The following is a 17,169-nucleotide window of genomic DNA, read 5'->3' on the forward strand; positions in this document are numbered from 1 at the left end:
TATCAGCCGATCAGCCCAGGAGACGACGCGTATCGTGAAGATGGCGGTGCGTCGGGGCGGAATGCTCTGGCCGTGGCCTTGCCTGTGCGCGGCGAACAGACGGATAAACGGCCACGGCCGCCCCGCCAGCCAGCACATAAAACAACATGCCAAGATCAAAGACTGTCGCGACGAGAATAGCGGCGACAAGACTGGCTGTCATGCCGCAACGGATGGCGCGAACGATGGACCGATCCTCTGAACCCGGCTGTGCTACGGGCTGCCTGAAGAGCGTTGTAAGGACGAACAGCGCAAAACACATCGCACCGGGAAGTCCCACATTCGACAGAAGAACGAAGATGTAGCTCGAGGCGCGCGCGCCGCCAATGCCCACGCCAAGACCGAAACTGTCCATGAAATTGGTGAAGGCCACCTCGTTCCAATGCCCGCGTTCGCGACCCGAGTCGCTCGAGAGCTTTCCGAACAGGCTCTCGTCGAAGAAGGTTGCGATTGCTTCCACAAATTCCGGCGAAAGCACCGCAATGAGCAAGACGATGGCGAGAACCGACAGGCTGCCGGCATAGATAAGTAACGGCTTGCGCATCCGCCCGCCATGCATGACCGGCGCTATGGACTGGAGCATCAGCAGGGCCAGAACAATCACCAGCCCCACATAGGCCGTGCCCGATGTTGATAATGCCAGCAATGTCAGGAAGGCGAGGGCAAAGAACCCCGAGAGGACTGGCCGGACATTGTCGAGATAAAGGCTGGCGGTGACGGCGAACAGGATCAGGGTGAAGCTGGCGAACGCCGACGATTCCGGAAACGTCCCGGAGATACGCTTGAGGCCGCCCATCTCAACCCCGGTCATCAGGGAATAATTCGCCGTATGTATGAAATCCAGCAGATCGGCCGTCCCGGTCGCAAAGGTAACGAGGTCGAGCACCGCAAAAATGATGTTCAACCAGCACAGCAGGAAGAAGGCTCCGAGGAAATACTGATAGGCGTTGCGCATGCGAAAGAAGGCAAAAGAGGCCGCAAAACACATGACGCTGCCCAAGGCATAGACCGTCTGGGTCACGTGCGTGCCAGAAAAGCCGAGCGGGTTGAGAGCGATGCGGCTCAGACCGCCGGGGAGGCGTTGCACGACCATGGTTTCGGTCATACCAGCCATCAGCCGTGGAAAGAAGATCGTTGCTACGACGCCGTAGATGATCAGAAGCAATAGCCAGAAACCTGTACTGGGATAAAGCAGGCTGCTGCATATCGGCGCGAAGCCGGTTATGCGCACGATCCGAAGTGCAAAGAACACCATGAAAACGTTCGCTACCAGAATCGATGCGCCGCCCATTGCAGGCAGGGTGACCGCCGCGGCCGCTCCGAACAGCGTCATGGCAACCATGGTGTAGAACGCGTGTTTGTGGTGCATGAACTGGACCACAAAGCCGAACAGGATCACAAGGACGCCGAAAACGTTAGTTGCCATGACTGATCCGTGCCAGCTGCCGCGTCATTGGCTTTCACCCTTGGCCAGCTGGTCCCCATGCACGATATCGCGCACGACATCATAGGCAGGTTTGGGCGCTCCCGGGCGCCAGCCGCCGGCATCGTTGCTGTCGAGGTGGACCAGGCCCATATATGCCTCGAAGCTTGGCGCCCAATATGTTTCGTCCATCAGTTCATAGATATGCGCAGCCTCGACCGGATAGGTCTTTCGCAGTTCCTGGATGCGTTCCATCGCCTTTCTCAAGCCCGCCGCCTGTGCGTCCGCGCCATCGGTGCTGCCTTTTGGGTGGTTGAATTCGGTAAACCAGATCGGCTTGCCAAACTTGACCAGTTCCTTGAGCGCCCACTCCGGATCTTCGCCATAGAAGTGCCAGACGGAAATATCCCAGTTGATATTGTCCTGCTTCATGCGCTGAAAGGCGCCCATATGACCCCAGCCGGCTGTACCCATCGCCGTCCGGAAGTCTCCGCCCGCTGCCGTCAGTCCATCCGAGAGCCCGCGAAGCACGGCGCGCACCTTGTCCCAGCGTGGACCGTAATAATCCAGCGGATCGAGCCCTCCAGCAGGCCCCCATTCACAAGGATAGAGTGTGCCATTGTCACGCATCTCGCATGGCTGGATGATGGCGAAATTTTCAAGCTCGTTGCCGAGTTCCCAAACCTTGATCTTGTCCTTGAGATGCGACGCTGTCACGAAAGCCAGTGCGCGGGAGGTGGCATAGATCGTTTCCGTGGAAGCTTCCTTCAAGTCGAGTGCCGGGGTCAGCACCGGCAGAATCGTGATCCCGTTATTGCCCGCAAGAGTGACAAGGCGATCAAGTTCTTCGAGTTGATCAAGCTTTTGAACATCCACCCGGTACGAGGTCAGGCCAAGCTCCTTGATATAGGTGACTTGCTGCTCCTCGGAGACGCCATGATACGATGCCAATGGATGACCGTTTATGCCCCAGGTGAATTTCGGCGAGCTTGCGTGCGTATGGGGAAGCGACAGCAGTGCCGCTGCCACGATCACCAGAGTGGCAAGACCGGAAATGATTATCTTTTTCATGGCCTTGCCCCGTCCGGTGGCTTGCCTATTCGCCGGAAAAACCGGCGATAGGCGTGACCAGTTGCGGGCCGAGATGGAGATAGCGTGTTGCCTTGCGCTTGGCCTTGATATCACGCCAGACCCTTTGCACCTGCTCCTCGGTCAATGAGGCCGCAAGCGCCACTGTTGCGGCCGGCATGTCCTCGTTCAGCCCGTACAGGCATTGATCCATCTGGGCATAGGGGAGGGCAAAATAGAACTCCTCCTGCGTCTGGGCCAACTGATATGTATCGGTCGTTGGCGGACGGGCGCGAATCTCGGCCGGCACGCCCAGATAGGCAGCCAACTGATAGACCTGCGACTTGTAGAGATGGGCGATCGGCTTCAGATCCGCTGCCCCGTCCCCGTTTTTCACAAAGAACCCCTGATCATATTCCAGAAGGTTAGGTGTGCCGATCACCGCATAGTTCATGCGGTCTGCGTGGTAATATTCGATCTGCTTGCGTGTCCGCTGCTTCATGTTGGTTGCGGCGACTATGCCAAGGTAGACGGAGCTTGGCATGCGCAGCTTTTCCGTGCTGCCGTCCGGCCGTTGCAATACGAGGGACGAGATATTGTAGCCGTCGTTCGCCAGCGCATTGGCGATCACGATTTTCGAAGCCCAGCCCGGACCAAACTCCGGTTCGACCTGCTTGATGAATTCATCACGCCGCGCATAGCAACCCATGGCTTCGAGCGATGGGCCAATATCTTCGGTAACGCTCGCAAGCCCAAATGTATCGGCCACAAGCTTGCCCAGCCGGAGACTTTCAGGGTCCGAGTCATTCTCGGGCATGAACAGGCAGAGCACGTTTTGCGCGCCGACGGCCCGGGCAGCGAGTGCCGCGCAGACGCTTGAATCAACACCGCCCGAAAGCCCGAGCACAAGACCGCGCTTGCGCAGCGTATGCCGCAACTGTTCGCGCATGGCGTTGACGATCCGCGTCGTCTCGGCCTCGGCATCGATCTCCAGCGATATTGGCGATGCAGATGCGATCGTCCGGATTGTTTGGTCGTTCATCATAGAGACTCCTGTGGCTCTGCGGCCAATCTGCGGCTCACCTTGCCGGTGTCCGTCTTGGGCAAGCTCGTTCGAAATTCAACGGATTTGGGCACCATGAAATCTTCAAGGTTCTTCGAGCAGTGTCGTATGATTTCGCGATCCGTCAGTGCCGGGTCACTCAACACCACGATCGCGCGAATGGCCTGACCCAGCACCGGGTCAGGAATGCCGATGACCACGGCTTCGGCAATGCCCGGATGCGAGTGCAAGACAGTCTCGACTTCCTTCGGCGCTACCTTTTCACCGCGTGTCTTGATGATGTCGTCCTTGCGGCCGACAAAATAGAGGTAGCCGTCGCCATCCATTGAGAAGAGATCGCCCGTATAGAGGACTTTTTCCCATGGATTGAGGCCGGGTCGAAGCATCCGTGTCGTTGCCTCGTCGTTTTCCCAGTAGCCCTGCATGACATGCGGGCCCCGGATGACGAGTTCGCCAACGACACTAGGCGCTACCACCTTGCCTTCATCATCGACAACGAAGGCCTCCGTGTTCGGAATGGCAATTCCTACGGAGCCGGGGCGATGATCAAGCTGCTCGGGAGGCAGATAGGTACAGCGCTTGCATTCGGTCAGGCCATACATGGAGTATAGCCGAACGCCCGGAAACAGTTCGCGCAACCGGGCAATGTGCGCCGGCGGCAGGGCCGCGGCCGTGTTTGTGATGTAGCGCAGATCCGGGAGAAACCCTGGTTCGATATCGCGCATCTGCAAGATCAACGCAGCCATCGTCGGCACAAGCGGGAAACCGGTGACGTGCTCGCGTCGCATGACATCGAAGATGGCTTGCGGAAAACTGAACGACGTCTCCAGAACGAGTGTCGCCCCGGTGCGAATTGTCATGAACAGTTGGTAAAGGCCGTAGTCGAATGCCAGCGGCAGCACATTGAGAATGATGTCGTCTTCGACATTCTGAACATATGTCGTGATGGATGTCGCCGCCGCCTCGATGTTGCGGTGGTTTATCATCACACCCTTGGGGCGTCCTGTAGAACCTGACGTGTAGATCAGCATCGCGAGATCAACATCGATTCCGCCATGCGGAACAGGCATGGGCTCAACCTGCAACAGGCTGTCGAACGAACGGGCATTGGGAGTTGCAAGCGTTTCGTTCTTCGTCACAACGATGAGATCGCAGGACGTCTTGTCGCCAAACGCCTCGACGGCGATGGGGGCGAGCTTTTCCTGTGCGATGATCGCCCGGGCCCGGCAGTTTTCGATGATGTAGGCGAGCTTGTCGGCCTTTGTTGATGCGTTGATCGGGCTGAACACCGCGCCGGCTTTCAAAATTGCGTAGATCGCGACCGTCGCTTCCCAGCAATTGTTCATGAAGACAAGGACGCGGTCGCCGCGCGTGACGCCCTGCGACCAGAGAGCTGCTGCCAACCGGTCGGAACGGTCGTCGAGTTCGGCATAGGTCAGTCGTTCGCCGCCCGCGACCAGTACGGTTTTGTCGCCCAATCTTTTCGCATTCTGCCGGAGAATTTCCTCAATACGCATGACGAAACTCGTCTTTCCCGGATCAAGCGACCGATTTCTGGGGAACTGCCTTGCTTGCGACAAAGGCGGTGATGCTGCCGATCGAATCGAGGTTGGCGGGGACGATCTCCGCATCCTGGATGCTGATCTGGAAAGTATCTTCCAGGAAGGTGACCAGTTCGAGGACGCCGGTGGAGTCGATGACATCCGTTTCGATGAGCGATGTGTCATCCTCGAGTGGATGGCTGGTATCGCCAAACAGATAGTTCTCAACGATGAAGTTTCTTATTTGTGCGTTGATAACCGAAGTCATGTCCATTCCTTTCAAGCCGCTGCAACCGTTTGTCGGTTTGTCTGATTTGTGAATTTTTGGTGCCACAATTGCGTGGAAAGAATGCCGACGAACGCGGAGTCATCCCGATACCCGGTGGGGGCATTACGGGTGCATTTTTCCAGCAATTTCGCTACGGCGGGCGCATTGAACAGTCCGGCATCAGCGATGGCGTCTGACCCCATGTGCTCCCGCACGTATTCAGGCAGTCCGGCAGCCGTGAATGACTGGCTGTCCGGGGCGCGGTAAGGCTGCTTCTGACGCGCCGTGATCGACGCCGGCACCAGATCTCGCGTTGCCTGTTTGAGGATGTGCTTTTCGCCCAATCCCTTCAGCTTCATGCCAACCGGCACGCGCGAAGCAAATTCGACGAGGCGATGATCAAGGAAGGGGAACCGGCCCTCCAGTCCGTGAGCCATGGCCATCCGGTCACTCTGGCAGCAAAGGATATAGCCAGGCAGAAGGAGCGAGGTCTCCAGATACTGCGCCTGATGCAAGGGATGCCACCGGGCATAATCCTTCGGCAGGCTCGATACGAGGTCTTCTGTCGCGTCATAGCCCTTCAGTGCTTCGCGCAGTTCGGGGGAGAAGAACATCTTCGTCGCAGCGGTTCCGCGGAAACGCGGCCGATGCGAATGCAGAGGATCATCGATGCCGTCCACGCCGGCACCGAAGAACGCCGCCAGATACTCTGGGGTCTGTTGCTTCAGGCCCGGCAGATAGGGGTAGAGCTTGCGGAAGAGATGGGGGCGGATGCGTGATTCGGGCTGACGTGCGCAGAACCGCCTGACCTTGGCTTCGCGGAAAATGTCATAGCCTGCAAAAACCTCGTCGGCGCCTTCCCCTGTCAAAACAACCTTGTAGCCTTCATTATGGGCAAGATGCGAAAGCAGATAGAGTGGCGCTGGCGCCGTCCGGAGAATGGGCCGTTCCGTATGTTCAACGACGGACGGGAATATGGCGGCGATATCGCTCTTGCTGCAGGACAGTGAAGAATGTCTGGTGCCAAGCGCCTCAACCATCTGCATCTGGAAGGCGGTCTCGTCATGCTCCACAGTATCGAAGCCGATCGAGAAGGTCCGCAGCTGGTCCGGCACGATACGGGCCGCTATGGCTGATACAACCGACGAATCCAGCCCGCCCGACAGATAGGAGCCCACGGGAACATCGGCCCTGAGGCGAATACGCGTTGCGTCGGTCAGGAGGTGTCTGAGTTCCTCGCCGACATCGCTCTCCGAACGGCCTGCGCTGGCCGAATCGAGGTCGGGATACTCCAGCTGCCAATAGGGCGCAACCTTGGTCCGTTGATCTTCAACGATCATCAGGTGAGCAGGCGGCAGTTCGGATATACCCTTGAAGATGGTGCGTGGCGCAATGGGTGTCCACAATGTGAATATCTGGTCGAGACCATATGGGTCGATCTCGGCAGCCACGCCTGGAACGCGCAGCAATGCCTTGATTTCCGAAGCGAAGAAGAGTGTGCCTCCGCTCCAGGTGTAGAACAGCGGCCGGACACCCATTCTGTCACGCGCAAGCATCATGCGACGCCGCTTCTTGTCCCAGAGGGCAAAGGCGAAATCACCGTTGAGCATCTTGACGCAATCCGGCCCCATCTCCTCATAAAGATGCAGGATGACTTCCGTGTCACTGCCGGTACGGAACCGGTGGCCCTGCGCGATCAGATCGTCACGCAGCTCGACATAGTTGAAGACTTCGCCATTATAGCTGATGACCAGATCGCCGCTGGCGCTTTCCATTGGTTGCTGACCGTCCGCGAGGCCTACGATCGACAGACGCATGTGACCGAGACCCGCGCCGTCAGCTACATACGTGCCATTCTCGTCAGGTCCGCGATGTGCAATCGCCTGGATCATTTGGCGCAAAAGCGTCGTGCCGTCCTCGAAGACGCTAGCCGCCCCGCAATAGCCCGCAATCCCACACATCTATTCGATGCTCCCCAACCATTCTTCTTTTTATCGGCGGGTTAAAGACCCCTTCCGAGAAGGGTATAATATGGACCTCAGGGGTCAATAAATAATAGGAGTTAAACGTTATGGTAATACTAGGTAGGAGAGTAATTTTTAAGCAAAGCAATTGCCCAAAACTTGGGTTTTTGCACCAGATTCGGGCGGTATAATCATAAGGGATTAAGTTGCTCGCCCGATGTTTGAAATCTAAAGAAAATTCAGATTCCGGTACGTCGAATTCATTATGTGAAATCTATCATTGATTAATTGTCACCTGTGCTGAGCCTTATAATATTAACAGCAAGATTCGTAAGAAATTGTTCTGGGGCAAAGTATGATGGGGCTAAGGTTTGCAGGGTCGATCCGTGTGATCGTTCGGACCATTCTGACTGCAGCGTTTGCAGTGCTTGCGCTTGCCGTTTCTCCTTTGCCTTCACAGGCGGATGACGCATACAAGCTTGCTCCTTATACACGAGTAAGGTTGACGGTCGTCGAATGGGTCGCCTCGCGCGGTGAATACCGCGAATGGACGGCATTGAACGGCGAATACGCGATCTCCGAATCGGGAACGGTGCTATTGCCGCTGGTTGGCACGCTTGAAGTGTCGGCCATGGATACGGCAACCATGGCAACGGAAGTGGCAAAGCGAATCCAGAAGACGACAGGCCTCGTTGCAATGCCCAACGTCGCCGTCCAGATTGTCGAATATCCGCCGGTATTTCTTGTCGGCAATGTGGAGCGGCCCGGAGAGTACCGCTTCCGTCCGGGGCTGACTGTCTTGCAGGCCGTCGCACTTGCTGGCGGCCGCTATCGCCCGCGGGAGGAGGCGAGAACCGTTGAGCAGATCCAGTACCTTGGAGAATTGCAGGCGGTACACGGCGAGATGGTCCGCACCCTTGCCCGAATCGCCCGCCTGAAGGCGGAGGTTGCTGGTGCAAAGGAAATCCAGTTTCCCGACAACCTGACGGAAATGGCCGACGCCCCCAGTGTCGATGCAATTTTTGCCGAGGAACGTGCCGTCTTCACCGCCCAGGCAAACGGGATCGATCGTCAGCTCGAAAACCTCGAAGCACTGCGCCAGCTTTTCGCTGACGAGATCAAGGTTCTGCAGGAAAAGGTCGCCGGACAGGAAAAGCAGATCAAGTTGATGGACGAAGAGCTGGAGGCTGTTAAGCCGCTCGTCGAACGCGGCATTGCAACAACCTCCCGGCAGTCGGAACTGCAGCGCATCATAACGGCATTGCAGTCTGACCGGCTGGACCAGGTCACCGCCATCATGCGGGCCCGCCAGAACATCAGCCAGGCCAGCCGTGATTCGCAAAATCTCATCAGCCAGCGCCAGACGACGGCCTCCACCGAGCTGCAGACCGCGCAGGCTGCCCTGGACCAGCTCAAGGTAAGGCAGGAGACTGCGCAGCGGCTCCTCGTGGCTGCCGGTTCCATCATCGCCGGCCAGAAACCGGGCGAAAAGCAGGAGCCGGATCTGGTATTTGCAATCGTCAGAAAGACGCAAGGGCAGCCTGTCGAGATGGCAGCAGACGAAGATACGGTACTTGTACCGGGGGATGTGCTCAGGGCGTCTCTCAACGTGAAATTCTCGGGCAGAACAACAGCAGGTGTCCAGCCGGCAAACTCGTCGCAATCGACCGAGGGTGTCGCCGTCGCTTTGCCAATCCCTGCTGCAGCCGGCATCGGCGAGCAGCATAATAAGAACACTCAATAAGCAATGGGGCTTTGGAATACGCGCATGCAAAGACATAGGCAAACTGATGTTTCGTCGGACGACAACCAGGCCGAGGCAAACCTCATTGGTCTGCGGGATATCGTCGGCTTTCTCGTACGCAACTGGAAAACCATTGCAGGCTCGGCGATGGCGTTCACCGTTCTCGGCATCGTCTATCTTTCGGTGGCGGAGCCGACCTTCACCGCAACTGCCCGTATCGTCATCGATCCGGAACAGGCCCGTATCGCCTCACAGGACGCCGTTTCGGGAACGATCGTGATCGAAACAGGCGAGGTTGAAAGCCAGGTGGAAATCATCCGGTCCGAAGCCATGGCCAAGAGTGTCATCGAAGAGCTTGGGATGACGGAGGATCCAGAGCTGCAGGAAGGCCGCTCCCTACTGTCCTATGTCATGTTTTGGCGTCACGAAGACGAAGCGGCTCCCATTGCTCCCGAGTGGGTGATGCGAAAGACCGTCGCCGGATTTCTGGAGCGCTTGCGGGTGTGGCGCGTCGGCCAGTCCTATGTCCTTGACGTGGCCTACACATCTACGGATCCGGTAAAGGCAGCGTCCGTCGCCAACGCGACCGCACAAGCCTATATCAAGGCTGGCCTGGAGGCCAAATCAACGGCGGCGAAGAGTGGCGCCGGGTGGCTGGAAAGCCGTCTCGCCGAAATCAGCAAGCAGGCCAATGAGTCTGCGCAGGCCGTCGAGGATTTCCGCAACCAGAATCATATTTCACAGGCTGGCGCCACGTCTCTCGATGAGCAGCAGCTCGCCGAAACCAACACGCAGCTTTCTGCGGCAAAGGCTGACACCGCCGCCGAGAAAGCCAAGCTTGCCATGATCGAGCGTTTCCTGCAGTCCGATACGCCGGTCGATGGTTACGTTGATGAAGCCTTGCGCAGCATCCAGATCACGGCGCTGCGCGAGCGCCTCAATGCTGCTTCCACCCAGCTGCAGGAATTGAAGAGCCGTTACGGTGACAGCGGCACAGCAGTACAGGCGGCAGAGCAGGAAATTGCGCGGCTGAAGGGCGAAGTGCGCGCGGAACTGGTTCGTATCGGCCAGGTTTACAGGTCCAACCTTGAAGCCGCACAGCGCCGCGAACAATACGTCAACGAGCAGTTGCAGGCCACGATAAAGTCTGGCCTGGACAAGGGCATGGCGCGTGTCCAGCTCGGAGAACTGGAGAGCCGCGCCAACACCTATCGACAGATGTACCAGAGTGTCATGCAGCAGCTCATCTCAGCCCTGCAGCAGGAATCCTTCCCGGTGGGCGACTCCCGGTTGGTCTCGGAGGCTGCTACGCCTCTCGGCAAGTCGTGGCCCAAGGGCTCGCTGATTCTGGCGCTGTCCGTTGTCTTGGGTAGTCTGACCGGCCTCGCCATTTCGGCAGTACGGGAAGTAAGCGACCGCAGGATCAAGACCGACGGGCGCCTTCGCCGGGAGCTCGGTCTGAACCGGCTCGGCACATTGCCCTATGTTCCGAGCAGGGCCATTACGAAGTCATCTTCACAAGACCAGTTCAAACTCTTGAGCTATGTCATGGACCACCCCAACGAAGCCTTTTCCGATGCTGTACGCAGCACCAAGGCATCGCTGGATCTGATATTGCGCCGTCAGGGCGCAAAGGTGATCGGCATTACATCGGCACTGCCGGGTGAGGGGAAGACGACGATTGCGAGCAATCTTGCCCAGCTTTACGCGGCCACGGGTTCGCGAACGATGCTCATCGATGCCTGTGCATCGAATCCTACATTGAGCCGGGTCTTTGCAACGCTTACCCAACCGATGCATCACCTGACCGAAGAAGTGGTGGTCCCCTCGATCGGCAAGAGCCGTCGTCAACGTGCCGCTGCCGGAAAGGAGAACAGCCATCAGGACGTTGCGAAGGCAGAGGAACCCCGACCGGGTGAGCCCTATCCCTCGGTATCCGTGATTACACCGCCCGCTCTGATGGTGGTCGATGAGATCACACACAACTCCAACCAATCATACCGATACCTTAACCTTCAGGCGCTCGAGGCCCATCTGGACAGGCTCCGGGAGCAGCATGACATCATCATTCTCGACCTGCCTGACCTGAAATCGACGGCCGATGCGCGCATTGTCAGTGCCATTGTCGATTGTGTCGTGCTGGCCGTTGGCGATCAGCAACGGGTAACGCTGGATGTGCTCAATGCCGCAATCGCGAGCTGCGGGGGGCTCGACACAGATTCTGTTGGCGTCGTCTTCAACACACTACGCACCAGCAAGGCAACGGCTCCTGCCGCGGGATGGGTTAAAAGACAACATTCAAGATTGTTCAACTAGCTCTAGGGGTGGAGTAAGACATGGCGTCTGATGTAAAACGTCAGCTAAGAATTGGGGTTGGCATACCTTCAACAGGACGGGCCGATATTCTGGCCGGCACCGTTCCGTTGATCGACAAGCAAACGTGTCTGCCGGAGAAGATCGTCCTTTGTACATTGAAGCCGTCGGACGTTCCCGAAAACATCGGCGATGGCATGACGGTGCCGGTAACGACGCTGATTTCATCGTCAGGATTGGCCAAGCAGCGCAACGAGATTCTTAAAGAGCTTGCCGATATGGATGTCCTCGTCTTTCTTGACGACGATTTTCTCATGGCACCCAACTATATCGCGGAAGTTGAGCGGTTGTTTCTAGAGCAAAGGGATATCGTCGTTGCGACAGGTGATGTCCTCGTCGACGGTATCGGGACACCCGGGATCCAGGTATCGGAGGGTTCCGTGATCTTGAAAGCCTTCCTTCAGAACCCGGAAGAAGGCCCTGAAGTTCTTGAAGAGGTCTATAACGGCTATGGCTGCAACATGTCTCTGCGCATGGATGTCCTCAGGCGCCACAACCTCTGGTTTGACGAGAACTTGCCGCTTTATTGCTGGCTGGAGGATGTGGACCTGAGCCGCCTGCTCGCAAAACATGGGCGGATCGTAAAATCCAACAAGCAGCGGGGCATCCACCTGGGCGTCAAGAGTGGACGAACATCAGGGATCAAGCTGGGATACTCACAGATTGCCAATCCGCATTATCTGGCTCGAAAGGGCACAATGCTGACCTCGATGGCTCTGACCATGGCAACCAAGAATATCCTGGCCAATGCGTTTGGCAGCTTGTCGCCGGAGTCTTGGATAGATCGGAAAGGGCGCCTGAAAGGCAATGCCTTGGCCCTGCTCGATCTTGTCAGGGGCAGAATTTCGCCAAACGGCATTCTGACCGTGGAAAAAACCGACTAGCTCATGCAAACGGCGCCCGAAAGTTCGTTCGCGGGCGCCTCCACCTGAAATCCAGGATCCGGTCAGTCGCAGGCGGCCCAGGCGATACGGCGTATGTCGGTGCGGTTGATGCCTAGATCAGCAAGATTGCGGTCGGTGCAGAGCCGAAGCTCGTAGAGGTTCTGCCGGTACTGGCGATATTTTTGGATGCGGTGGCGAAGGCTCATTTTCATACCCCTTTTGTTTTTTGCCCTCCCTGCAAACAATGTGTTGTGATTTGTATCGATTGAAAATGATCAATGTTGCAGGGCAGCATTGATCTTGCTGCATGGCAACAAAGGGCTTCAAGCTGCGGCATGCTCCGGCTATAACGGAAGCAGACCCTAGCATCGTGGAGAAGCGACCTTGTCATCTCAACAAATGTTGGCCCGCGAAAGGCTGGAAAACATTCTGGCTCGCCTCAGCAAGCGTGCGAACGATGAGCGGGCGTTTGTAAAATTATATGCTGATACGGCCCGCAACGAGGCAGATGCCGCCGACAGGCGTGCGAAAGATGGCAACACCCTCGGTCCCCTCGATGGCCGGATTGTTTCGATCAAGGACCTTTTCGACATAGCAGGTGAGCCGACACTCGCTGGTTCGGTCATTCGCAAGACCGCTGCCCCTGCATCCAGGGATGCGGAGGTCGTCGAAAGACTCCGGAATGCCGGAGCAATCATCATCGGCAAGACGCTCATGACCGAGTTTGCCTTCACTGCGGTGGGTCTCAATCCGCACTATCCGGATGCAGGCAATGGCGTCGATGCAGAACGGATTGCCGGCGGTTCATCCACCGGTGCTGGCATATCAGTGGCAGAAGGCACGAGCGAGATCGCAATAGGATCGGATACCGGCGGCTCCGTGCGTATTCCGGCAGCACTGAATGGCGTAGTTGGCTTCAAACCGACTGCACGACGGGTGCCACTCCGTGGTGCTTTCCCCCTGTCGCCAAGCCTCGATTCCATTGGCCCGCTGGCTCGTTCCGTTTCTGACTGTGCGATTGCGGACGCAGCAATGGCAGGCGAAGCGATCAAGATACCCGATCCGATTTCGCTTAGTGGTCTGCGCATTGGTGTGCCTGTCGGGTCCCTGTTTGCGTCAACCGAGGGTCCCATCGCCCGCGCCTTCGATCGCAACATCGAAGCTTTCAGGAGAGCAGGCGCAGTGGTCGCTGACTGCTCCATTGATGATTTGATCGAGGCAATGGCCGAGGCCACGTCAATCGGTTCGATCGCTGGCATCGAGGGAAGCCGGATACACGCCGAATGGCTGCACGATGAAACCCTGGACGTTGACCAGCGTGTCAGGCGGCCGCTTCTCCGGCGTTTGCAGGTGACAGAATCCGAATATATCGGCGCCATGCGGAGGCGGCAGGAACTTGTTCGTCAAATGGATGAGCGAATGGCCGAATACGATCTGCTCGCGCTGCCGACAACGCCTATCGCCGCACCATCGATAGCATCGGTCGCGAGCGACGATTTCTACAAGCAGACCGAGGCGCTGCTCCTGCGCAACACCCAGATTGCCAACCAGTTTGACCTGACGGCGGTCAGCCTGCCGATGCCAGGTTTGTCGATCCCGGCCGGCCTGATGCTTGCGGCGCAACATGGCGCGGACCGCAGGCTATTGGCTATGGCGCTCTCCGTTGAACAGCTTCAATCGAAAGCGATGTAGTCAGAAAAGCATCGGATGTTATTTTGGGAAATGACGAAATAGCGCTCGCAATTTCCAGCAATCCGGTCAGGATGCGCAACCAATATTCAATCCCCGGCCGATAGAAAGTTGCTCTCGTGATCCGCCATTGTGTGTTCCTCCATTTCCGTGACGAAGTCCCGACAACCGATCGGCAAGCCATCTATCGCGCGCTGGAGGTTTTGTGCGCAAAACTGCCGGGCGCCGTTGCGTTGAAGGCGGGGGTGAATGTCAGTCCTGAAGCTGGAATGGACAAGGGTTTTTCTGAAGGCTTCATCCTCGATTTCGAAGATGCCGCCGCCCGGGATGCCTATCTCGTTGATCCCCAACACCAGATAATTGCCAGGAACATCGTGGCATCGACAGTTGGCGGCGCCGACGGTGTACTCGTATTTGACATGGAAGTTTGAAGCTCATGCAGGACAGGGAATTCTTTACAAGACTGTTTCAGGCGGCTGTCGATGCTGCGGACCCCCAGCGGACCATCTCGGCGCATCTGCCGCCGAAACCAAAGGGACGTACCATTGTCATAGGCGCCGGCAAAGGGTCCGCGCAAATGGCCAGTGCCTTCGAGAAGGTCTGGGACGGACCGCTTGAAGGGGTAGTGGTCACCCGCTATGGCTTTGGCGCTCCCTGCCAGCATATCGAGATCATTGAAGCATCGCATCCCGTTCCGGACGCTGCGGGGCTGGTTGCTTCCAAACGCCTCATTGAAACCGTGTCGAATTTGACAGCGGACGATCTGGTCGTCGCCCTGATTTCCGGGGGCGGTTCCGCATTGCTTCCTTCGCCTCCGGAGGGCATGACACTTGAGGACGAAATTGCCGTCAACAAAATCCTGCTGGCGTCCGGTGCACCGATTTCGGCAATGAATGCCGTCCGCAAGCATTTGTCGACGATAAAGGGTGGCCGTCTTGCCGCCGCTGCCTATCCGGCCCGGGTGTTTTCGTTGATCGTCTCGGACATCCCCGGCGACAATCCTGCATTTGTCGCGTCCGGGCCGACTGTAACCGACGAAACCACGCGGGACGATGCATTGCGGATTGTCGAGCGCTACAGACTTGATCTTCCGGAAGCGGCGTTGAAGCATCTGCGGTCTTCGAAAGCGGACGCTCCCAAACCTTCCGACGCGGTTTTTGCCGGGCATGAGCATCACCTCATCGCTTCGGCGGCAGTGTCTCTCGAGGCGGCTGCGAAGGCGGCGCGAGATCTGGGAATTGAAGCAGCCATCCTGTCCGATGCCATCGAAGGCGAGGCGCGCGAGGTTGCCCATGTGCATGCCGCACTGGCCAAGCAGGTGCTTTCGAAAAACCAGCCCTTTGCCAAGCCGGTTGTAATCCTTTCAGGTGGTGAAACGACGGTGACCGTGCGCGGCAAGGGCAAGGGCGGCCGTAACAGCGAATTCCTGCTCGCGCTCGCCATTGATATCGATGGGGCGGATGGCATCAGCGCATTCGCCGCCGATACTGACGGCATTGACGGATCCGAGGATAACGCCGGCGCTTTCGCCGACGGCACCACCATCGCACGGTTGCTTGCAAAGGGCCACGATGCCCTGGGTCACCTGAACAGCAATGATGCCTGGACAGCCTTCAACGCGATCGATGACCTGTTCGTGCCTGGCCCCACCGGCACGAACGTCAATGATCTGCGTGCCATCCTGATTCGCTGAGTAACTATCGTTTGACGCGGTATCGCCATGATTGGATGGTCAACCGGGATCGATTCTCACGAGAACGCCGCCTAGCGCCTATGCAAAGGAATGTTGAATGCGAGTAGCACTGTCATTGGTTGCCCTGTCCCTCACGATCATCGCAGGGTGCACGACGCAGCCGAGCACAACGACCTCGGGGCCACTGCCTGCCAAGGACACCTATTATGTCCCGCCTCCCAAAGCCCTGACGGCACGCGCAACGCCGGAAGCCGCAAAAGCGCCAGCGAAACCCGCCGCACAATAATCCCGATTGATTGCCCCGCGCCGCCTCCGATTTATTCGCAGGCGGCGTTTTTGCGTCCATGCGCTTTCGCTCTTCGCAGAGGGCAGTGCACGACAACGTTAATTTGTTTGGAAACAGCCCGGAAAAAACAAAACCCACCGCGGGAGGAGGTGCGGTGGGTTTCGTTGGTTTTGGAAGGCCTTCTGGGAGGAGAAGAGGCCGTCCGTTTCGACAGTGTCGGGAGGAGGTGACGCTGCCGAAAATTCCTGATTTGAGAATAACTCAACTGTCCTGATTTAATACAGACAATATTGCATAGCAGCAATGCGTTTGGTGCAATGCAGCAATTTCTGACCTCGACAACAGCGTCACGCTCCAATCACGGTCAGTTGACTATGCATAAGGAACGGAACCTGTCCCCAATCCGTTAATTGTTAGTAAACGAAGCCGACACGAAAGCGTCGGCTCTACAATGTGATGGAAAGGGGCAGCATCATGCGTTTCACCAATTCCACGGTTCCTATCCTGGCGGCGGGGCTTTTGGCTTCGACACTATGGATGGCGCCAGCTCATTCCTTCAGCATCAAGGACAAGGAGCCGGTTGCGGAAGACATGACGGACATCAGCAACAAGAAATTCGAACGAGCAGCCTTGCTCGAGGCGAGAGCCTATATTTGCGGGACCAACGAAGCCAGTGATGTCATCATGCGGGCGGGCATGAGAGAAACCGGGCTGCCGGAAGATATAGCGGTCGAAATCGTTTCGGATCTCGCGTCTGGTATCATCGACAAGGCGGAAGCATCCGGTTCAAGGGCGATATGCGGAAACGCAAAAGTACAACTTTCGAGTTTTTAGGAATGATTGTTCGAAGGTCGAATTAAATCTCCTAATGCAAACATTGACTTATGTGTATTTGCGTAAAATTTTAATTAAATTGACAAAAATCAATCCACAATCACAAATATTTGAAGCATAATTTGCGCTTTTCAAATCACTTACTTTGCGAATAATGTGAGATATAAAGTCTTATAGTTACCAGCAAACACAATTAACCATCGACAAGATTTTCCGCAGCGATATCGCGGAATTTGTTGATAAGCATATCGGTCGTATGGCTATTGCCTCCACGCTGGCAGAATAATTTGAGCGTACGAC

Annotated in this window: 15 protein-coding genes and 1 pseudogene; 9 read left to right on the forward strand and 7 right to left on the reverse strand. The window is 57.0% G+C overall.

The features are described 5' to 3' along the window. Positions 1-10: 10 nt before the first annotated feature. The 6 genes from K9U38_RS19055 to asnB are packed head-to-tail and all read right to left on the reverse strand — an operon-like array spanning position 11 to position 7,363. A complete protein-coding gene (locus K9U38_RS19055) occupies positions 11-1,465 on the reverse strand; it encodes an O-antigen ligase family protein (RefSeq protein ID WP_224495935.1) in 1,455 nt (484 codons plus the stop codon). A gap of 24 nt (positions 1,466-1,489) precedes the next feature. Beyond that, positions 1,490-2,533 (reverse strand): hypothetical protein, encoded by a 1,044-nt coding sequence (locus K9U38_RS19060; RefSeq protein WP_224495936.1) that lies wholly within the window; start codon positions 2,531-2,533, stop codon positions 1,490-1,492. A 25-nt stretch (positions 2,534-2,558) separates the two neighbouring features. Beyond that, on the reverse strand, positions 2,559-3,572 hold the full coding sequence (nadE, locus tag K9U38_RS19065; RefSeq protein ID WP_224495937.1) for an NAD(+) synthase: 1,014 nt from the start codon (positions 3,570-3,572) through the stop codon (positions 2,559-2,561). Beyond that, positions 3,572-5,110 carry a class I adenylate-forming enzyme family protein gene (locus K9U38_RS19070; protein WP_224495938.1) on the reverse strand — a complete coding sequence of 513 codons (1,539 nt, stop codon included), beginning with the start codon at positions 5,108-5,110 and terminating at the stop codon, positions 3,572-3,574. Before K9U38_RS19070 ends, nadE begins: the two co-directional genes overlap by 1 nt. Positions 5,111-5,132: 22 nt before the next feature. After that, the gene (locus K9U38_RS19075; RefSeq protein WP_224495939.1) at positions 5,133-5,402 is read right to left on the reverse strand and encodes an acyl carrier protein; all 270 of its coding nucleotides are present in this window, start codon (positions 5,400-5,402) and stop codon (positions 5,133-5,135) included. An 11-nt stretch (positions 5,403-5,413) separates the two neighbouring features. Further along, positions 5,414-7,363: an asparagine synthase (glutamine-hydrolyzing) gene (gene asnB, locus K9U38_RS19080; protein ID WP_224495940.1), complete on the reverse strand. Its 1,950-nt coding sequence runs from the start codon at positions 7,361-7,363 to the stop codon at positions 5,414-5,416. A gap of 361 nt (positions 7,364-7,724) precedes the next feature. Between asnB and K9U38_RS19085 the strand changes: the two genes are divergently transcribed. The 3 genes from K9U38_RS19085 to K9U38_RS19095 are packed head-to-tail and all read left to right on the forward strand — an operon-like array spanning position 7,725 to position 12,367. Further along, positions 7,725-9,110 carry a polysaccharide biosynthesis/export family protein gene (locus tag K9U38_RS19085; protein WP_224495941.1) on the forward strand — a complete coding sequence of 462 codons (1,386 nt, stop codon included), beginning with the start codon at positions 7,725-7,727 and terminating at the stop codon, positions 9,108-9,110. A gap of 24 nt (positions 9,111-9,134) precedes the next feature. Next, positions 9,135-11,426, forward strand: a complete 2,292-nt coding sequence (locus tag K9U38_RS19090) for a GumC family protein (RefSeq protein ID WP_224495942.1) — start codon at positions 9,135-9,137, stop codon at positions 11,424-11,426. Between the two features lie 20 nt (positions 11,427-11,446). Continuing rightward, entirely contained in the window at positions 11,447-12,367 is a 921-nt protein-coding gene (locus K9U38_RS19095) for a glycosyltransferase family 2 protein (RefSeq protein ID WP_224495943.1), read from the forward strand. A gap of 62 nt (positions 12,368-12,429) precedes the next feature. On the opposite strand, the gene K9U38_RS19100 is transcribed toward K9U38_RS19095, so the two are convergent. Beyond that, positions 12,430-12,573 (reverse strand): DUF1127 domain-containing protein, encoded by a 144-nt coding sequence (locus tag K9U38_RS19100; RefSeq protein WP_224495944.1) that lies wholly within the window; start codon positions 12,571-12,573, stop codon positions 12,430-12,432. A gap of 193 nt (positions 12,574-12,766) precedes the next feature. On the opposite strand from K9U38_RS19100, the gene K9U38_RS19105 reads away from it, so the two are divergent. The 6 genes and pseudogenes from K9U38_RS19105 to K9U38_RS19125 all read left to right on the forward strand — a co-directional run bounded on the left by K9U38_RS19105 (position 12,767) and on the right by K9U38_RS19125 (position 16,869). Beyond that, on the forward strand, positions 12,767-14,059 hold the full coding sequence (locus tag K9U38_RS19105; protein ID WP_224495975.1) for an amidase: 1,293 nt from the start codon (positions 12,767-12,769) through the stop codon (positions 14,057-14,059). Positions 14,060-14,175: 116 nt separating this feature from the next. After that, the gene (locus K9U38_RS19110) at positions 14,176-14,487 is read left to right on the forward strand and encodes a Dabb family protein (protein WP_224495945.1); all 312 of its coding nucleotides are present in this window, start codon (positions 14,176-14,178) and stop codon (positions 14,485-14,487) included. A gap of 5 nt (positions 14,488-14,492) precedes the next feature. Beyond that, a pseudogene (locus tag K9U38_RS22155) lies at positions 14,493-15,158 on the forward strand (glycerate kinase type-2 family protein); the annotation flags it as partial. 216 nt (positions 15,159-15,374) lie between these two features. After that, on the forward strand, positions 15,375-15,749 hold the full coding sequence (locus K9U38_RS22160) for an MOFRL family protein (protein WP_370632008.1): 375 nt from the start codon (positions 15,375-15,377) through the stop codon (positions 15,747-15,749). A 97-nt stretch (positions 15,750-15,846) separates the two neighbouring features. After that, complete coding sequence (locus K9U38_RS19120; protein WP_224495947.1) at positions 15,847-16,035, forward strand: hypothetical protein; 189 nt, start codon at positions 15,847-15,849, stop codon at positions 16,033-16,035. Between the two features lie 474 nt (positions 16,036-16,509). Then, positions 16,510-16,869 (forward strand): hypothetical protein, encoded by a 360-nt coding sequence (locus K9U38_RS19125; protein ID WP_224495948.1) that lies wholly within the window; start codon positions 16,510-16,512, stop codon positions 16,867-16,869. Positions 16,870-17,169 lie beyond the last annotated feature (300 nt).

This window comes from Phyllobacterium lublinensis (genome assembly GCF_020164435.1).
Lineage (GTDB): Bacteria > Pseudomonadota > Alphaproteobacteria > Rhizobiales > Rhizobiaceae > Phyllobacterium > Phyllobacterium lublinensis.

Bases quoted from the DNA above. Each gene is read 5' to 3' on its own strand.
- K9U38_RS19055 (WP_224495935.1), bottom strand. From the start codon at position 1,465: ATGGCAACTAACGTTTTCGGCGTCCTTGTGATCCTGTTCGGCTTTGTG.
- K9U38_RS19060 (WP_224495936.1), bottom strand. From the start codon at position 2,533: ATGAAAAAGATAATCATTTCCGGTCTTGCCACTCTGGTGATCGTGGCA.
- nadE (WP_224495937.1), bottom strand. From the start codon at position 3,572: ATGAACGACCAAACAATCCGGACGATCGCATCTGCATCGCCAATATCG.
- K9U38_RS19070 (WP_224495938.1), bottom strand. From the start codon at position 5,110: ATGCGTATTGAGGAAATTCTCCGGCAGAATGCGAAAAGATTGGGCGAC.
- K9U38_RS19075 (WP_224495939.1), bottom strand. From the start codon at position 5,402: ATGACTTCGGTTATCAACGCACAAATAAGAAACTTCATCGTTGAGAAC.
- asnB (WP_224495940.1), bottom strand. From the start codon at position 7,363: ATGTGTGGGATTGCGGGCTATTGCGGGGCGGCTAGCGTCTTCGAGGAC.
- K9U38_RS19085 (WP_224495941.1), top strand. From the start codon at position 7,725: ATGGGGCTAAGGTTTGCAGGGTCGATCCGTGTGATCGTTCGGACCATT.
- K9U38_RS19090 (WP_224495942.1), top strand. From the start codon at position 9,135: ATGCAAAGACATAGGCAAACTGATGTTTCGTCGGACGACAACCAGGCC.
- K9U38_RS19095 (WP_224495943.1), top strand. From the start codon at position 11,447: ATGGCGTCTGATGTAAAACGTCAGCTAAGAATTGGGGTTGGCATACCT.
- K9U38_RS19100 (WP_224495944.1), bottom strand. From the start codon at position 12,573: ATGAGCCTTCGCCACCGCATCCAAAAATATCGCCAGTACCGGCAGAAC.
- K9U38_RS19105 (WP_224495975.1), top strand. From the start codon at position 12,767: ATGTTGGCCCGCGAAAGGCTGGAAAACATTCTGGCTCGCCTCAGCAAG.
- K9U38_RS19120 (WP_224495947.1), top strand. From the start codon at position 15,847: ATGCGAGTAGCACTGTCATTGGTTGCCCTGTCCCTCACGATCATCGCA.
- K9U38_RS19125 (WP_224495948.1), top strand. From the start codon at position 16,510: ATGCGTTTCACCAATTCCACGGTTCCTATCCTGGCGGCGGGGCTTTTG.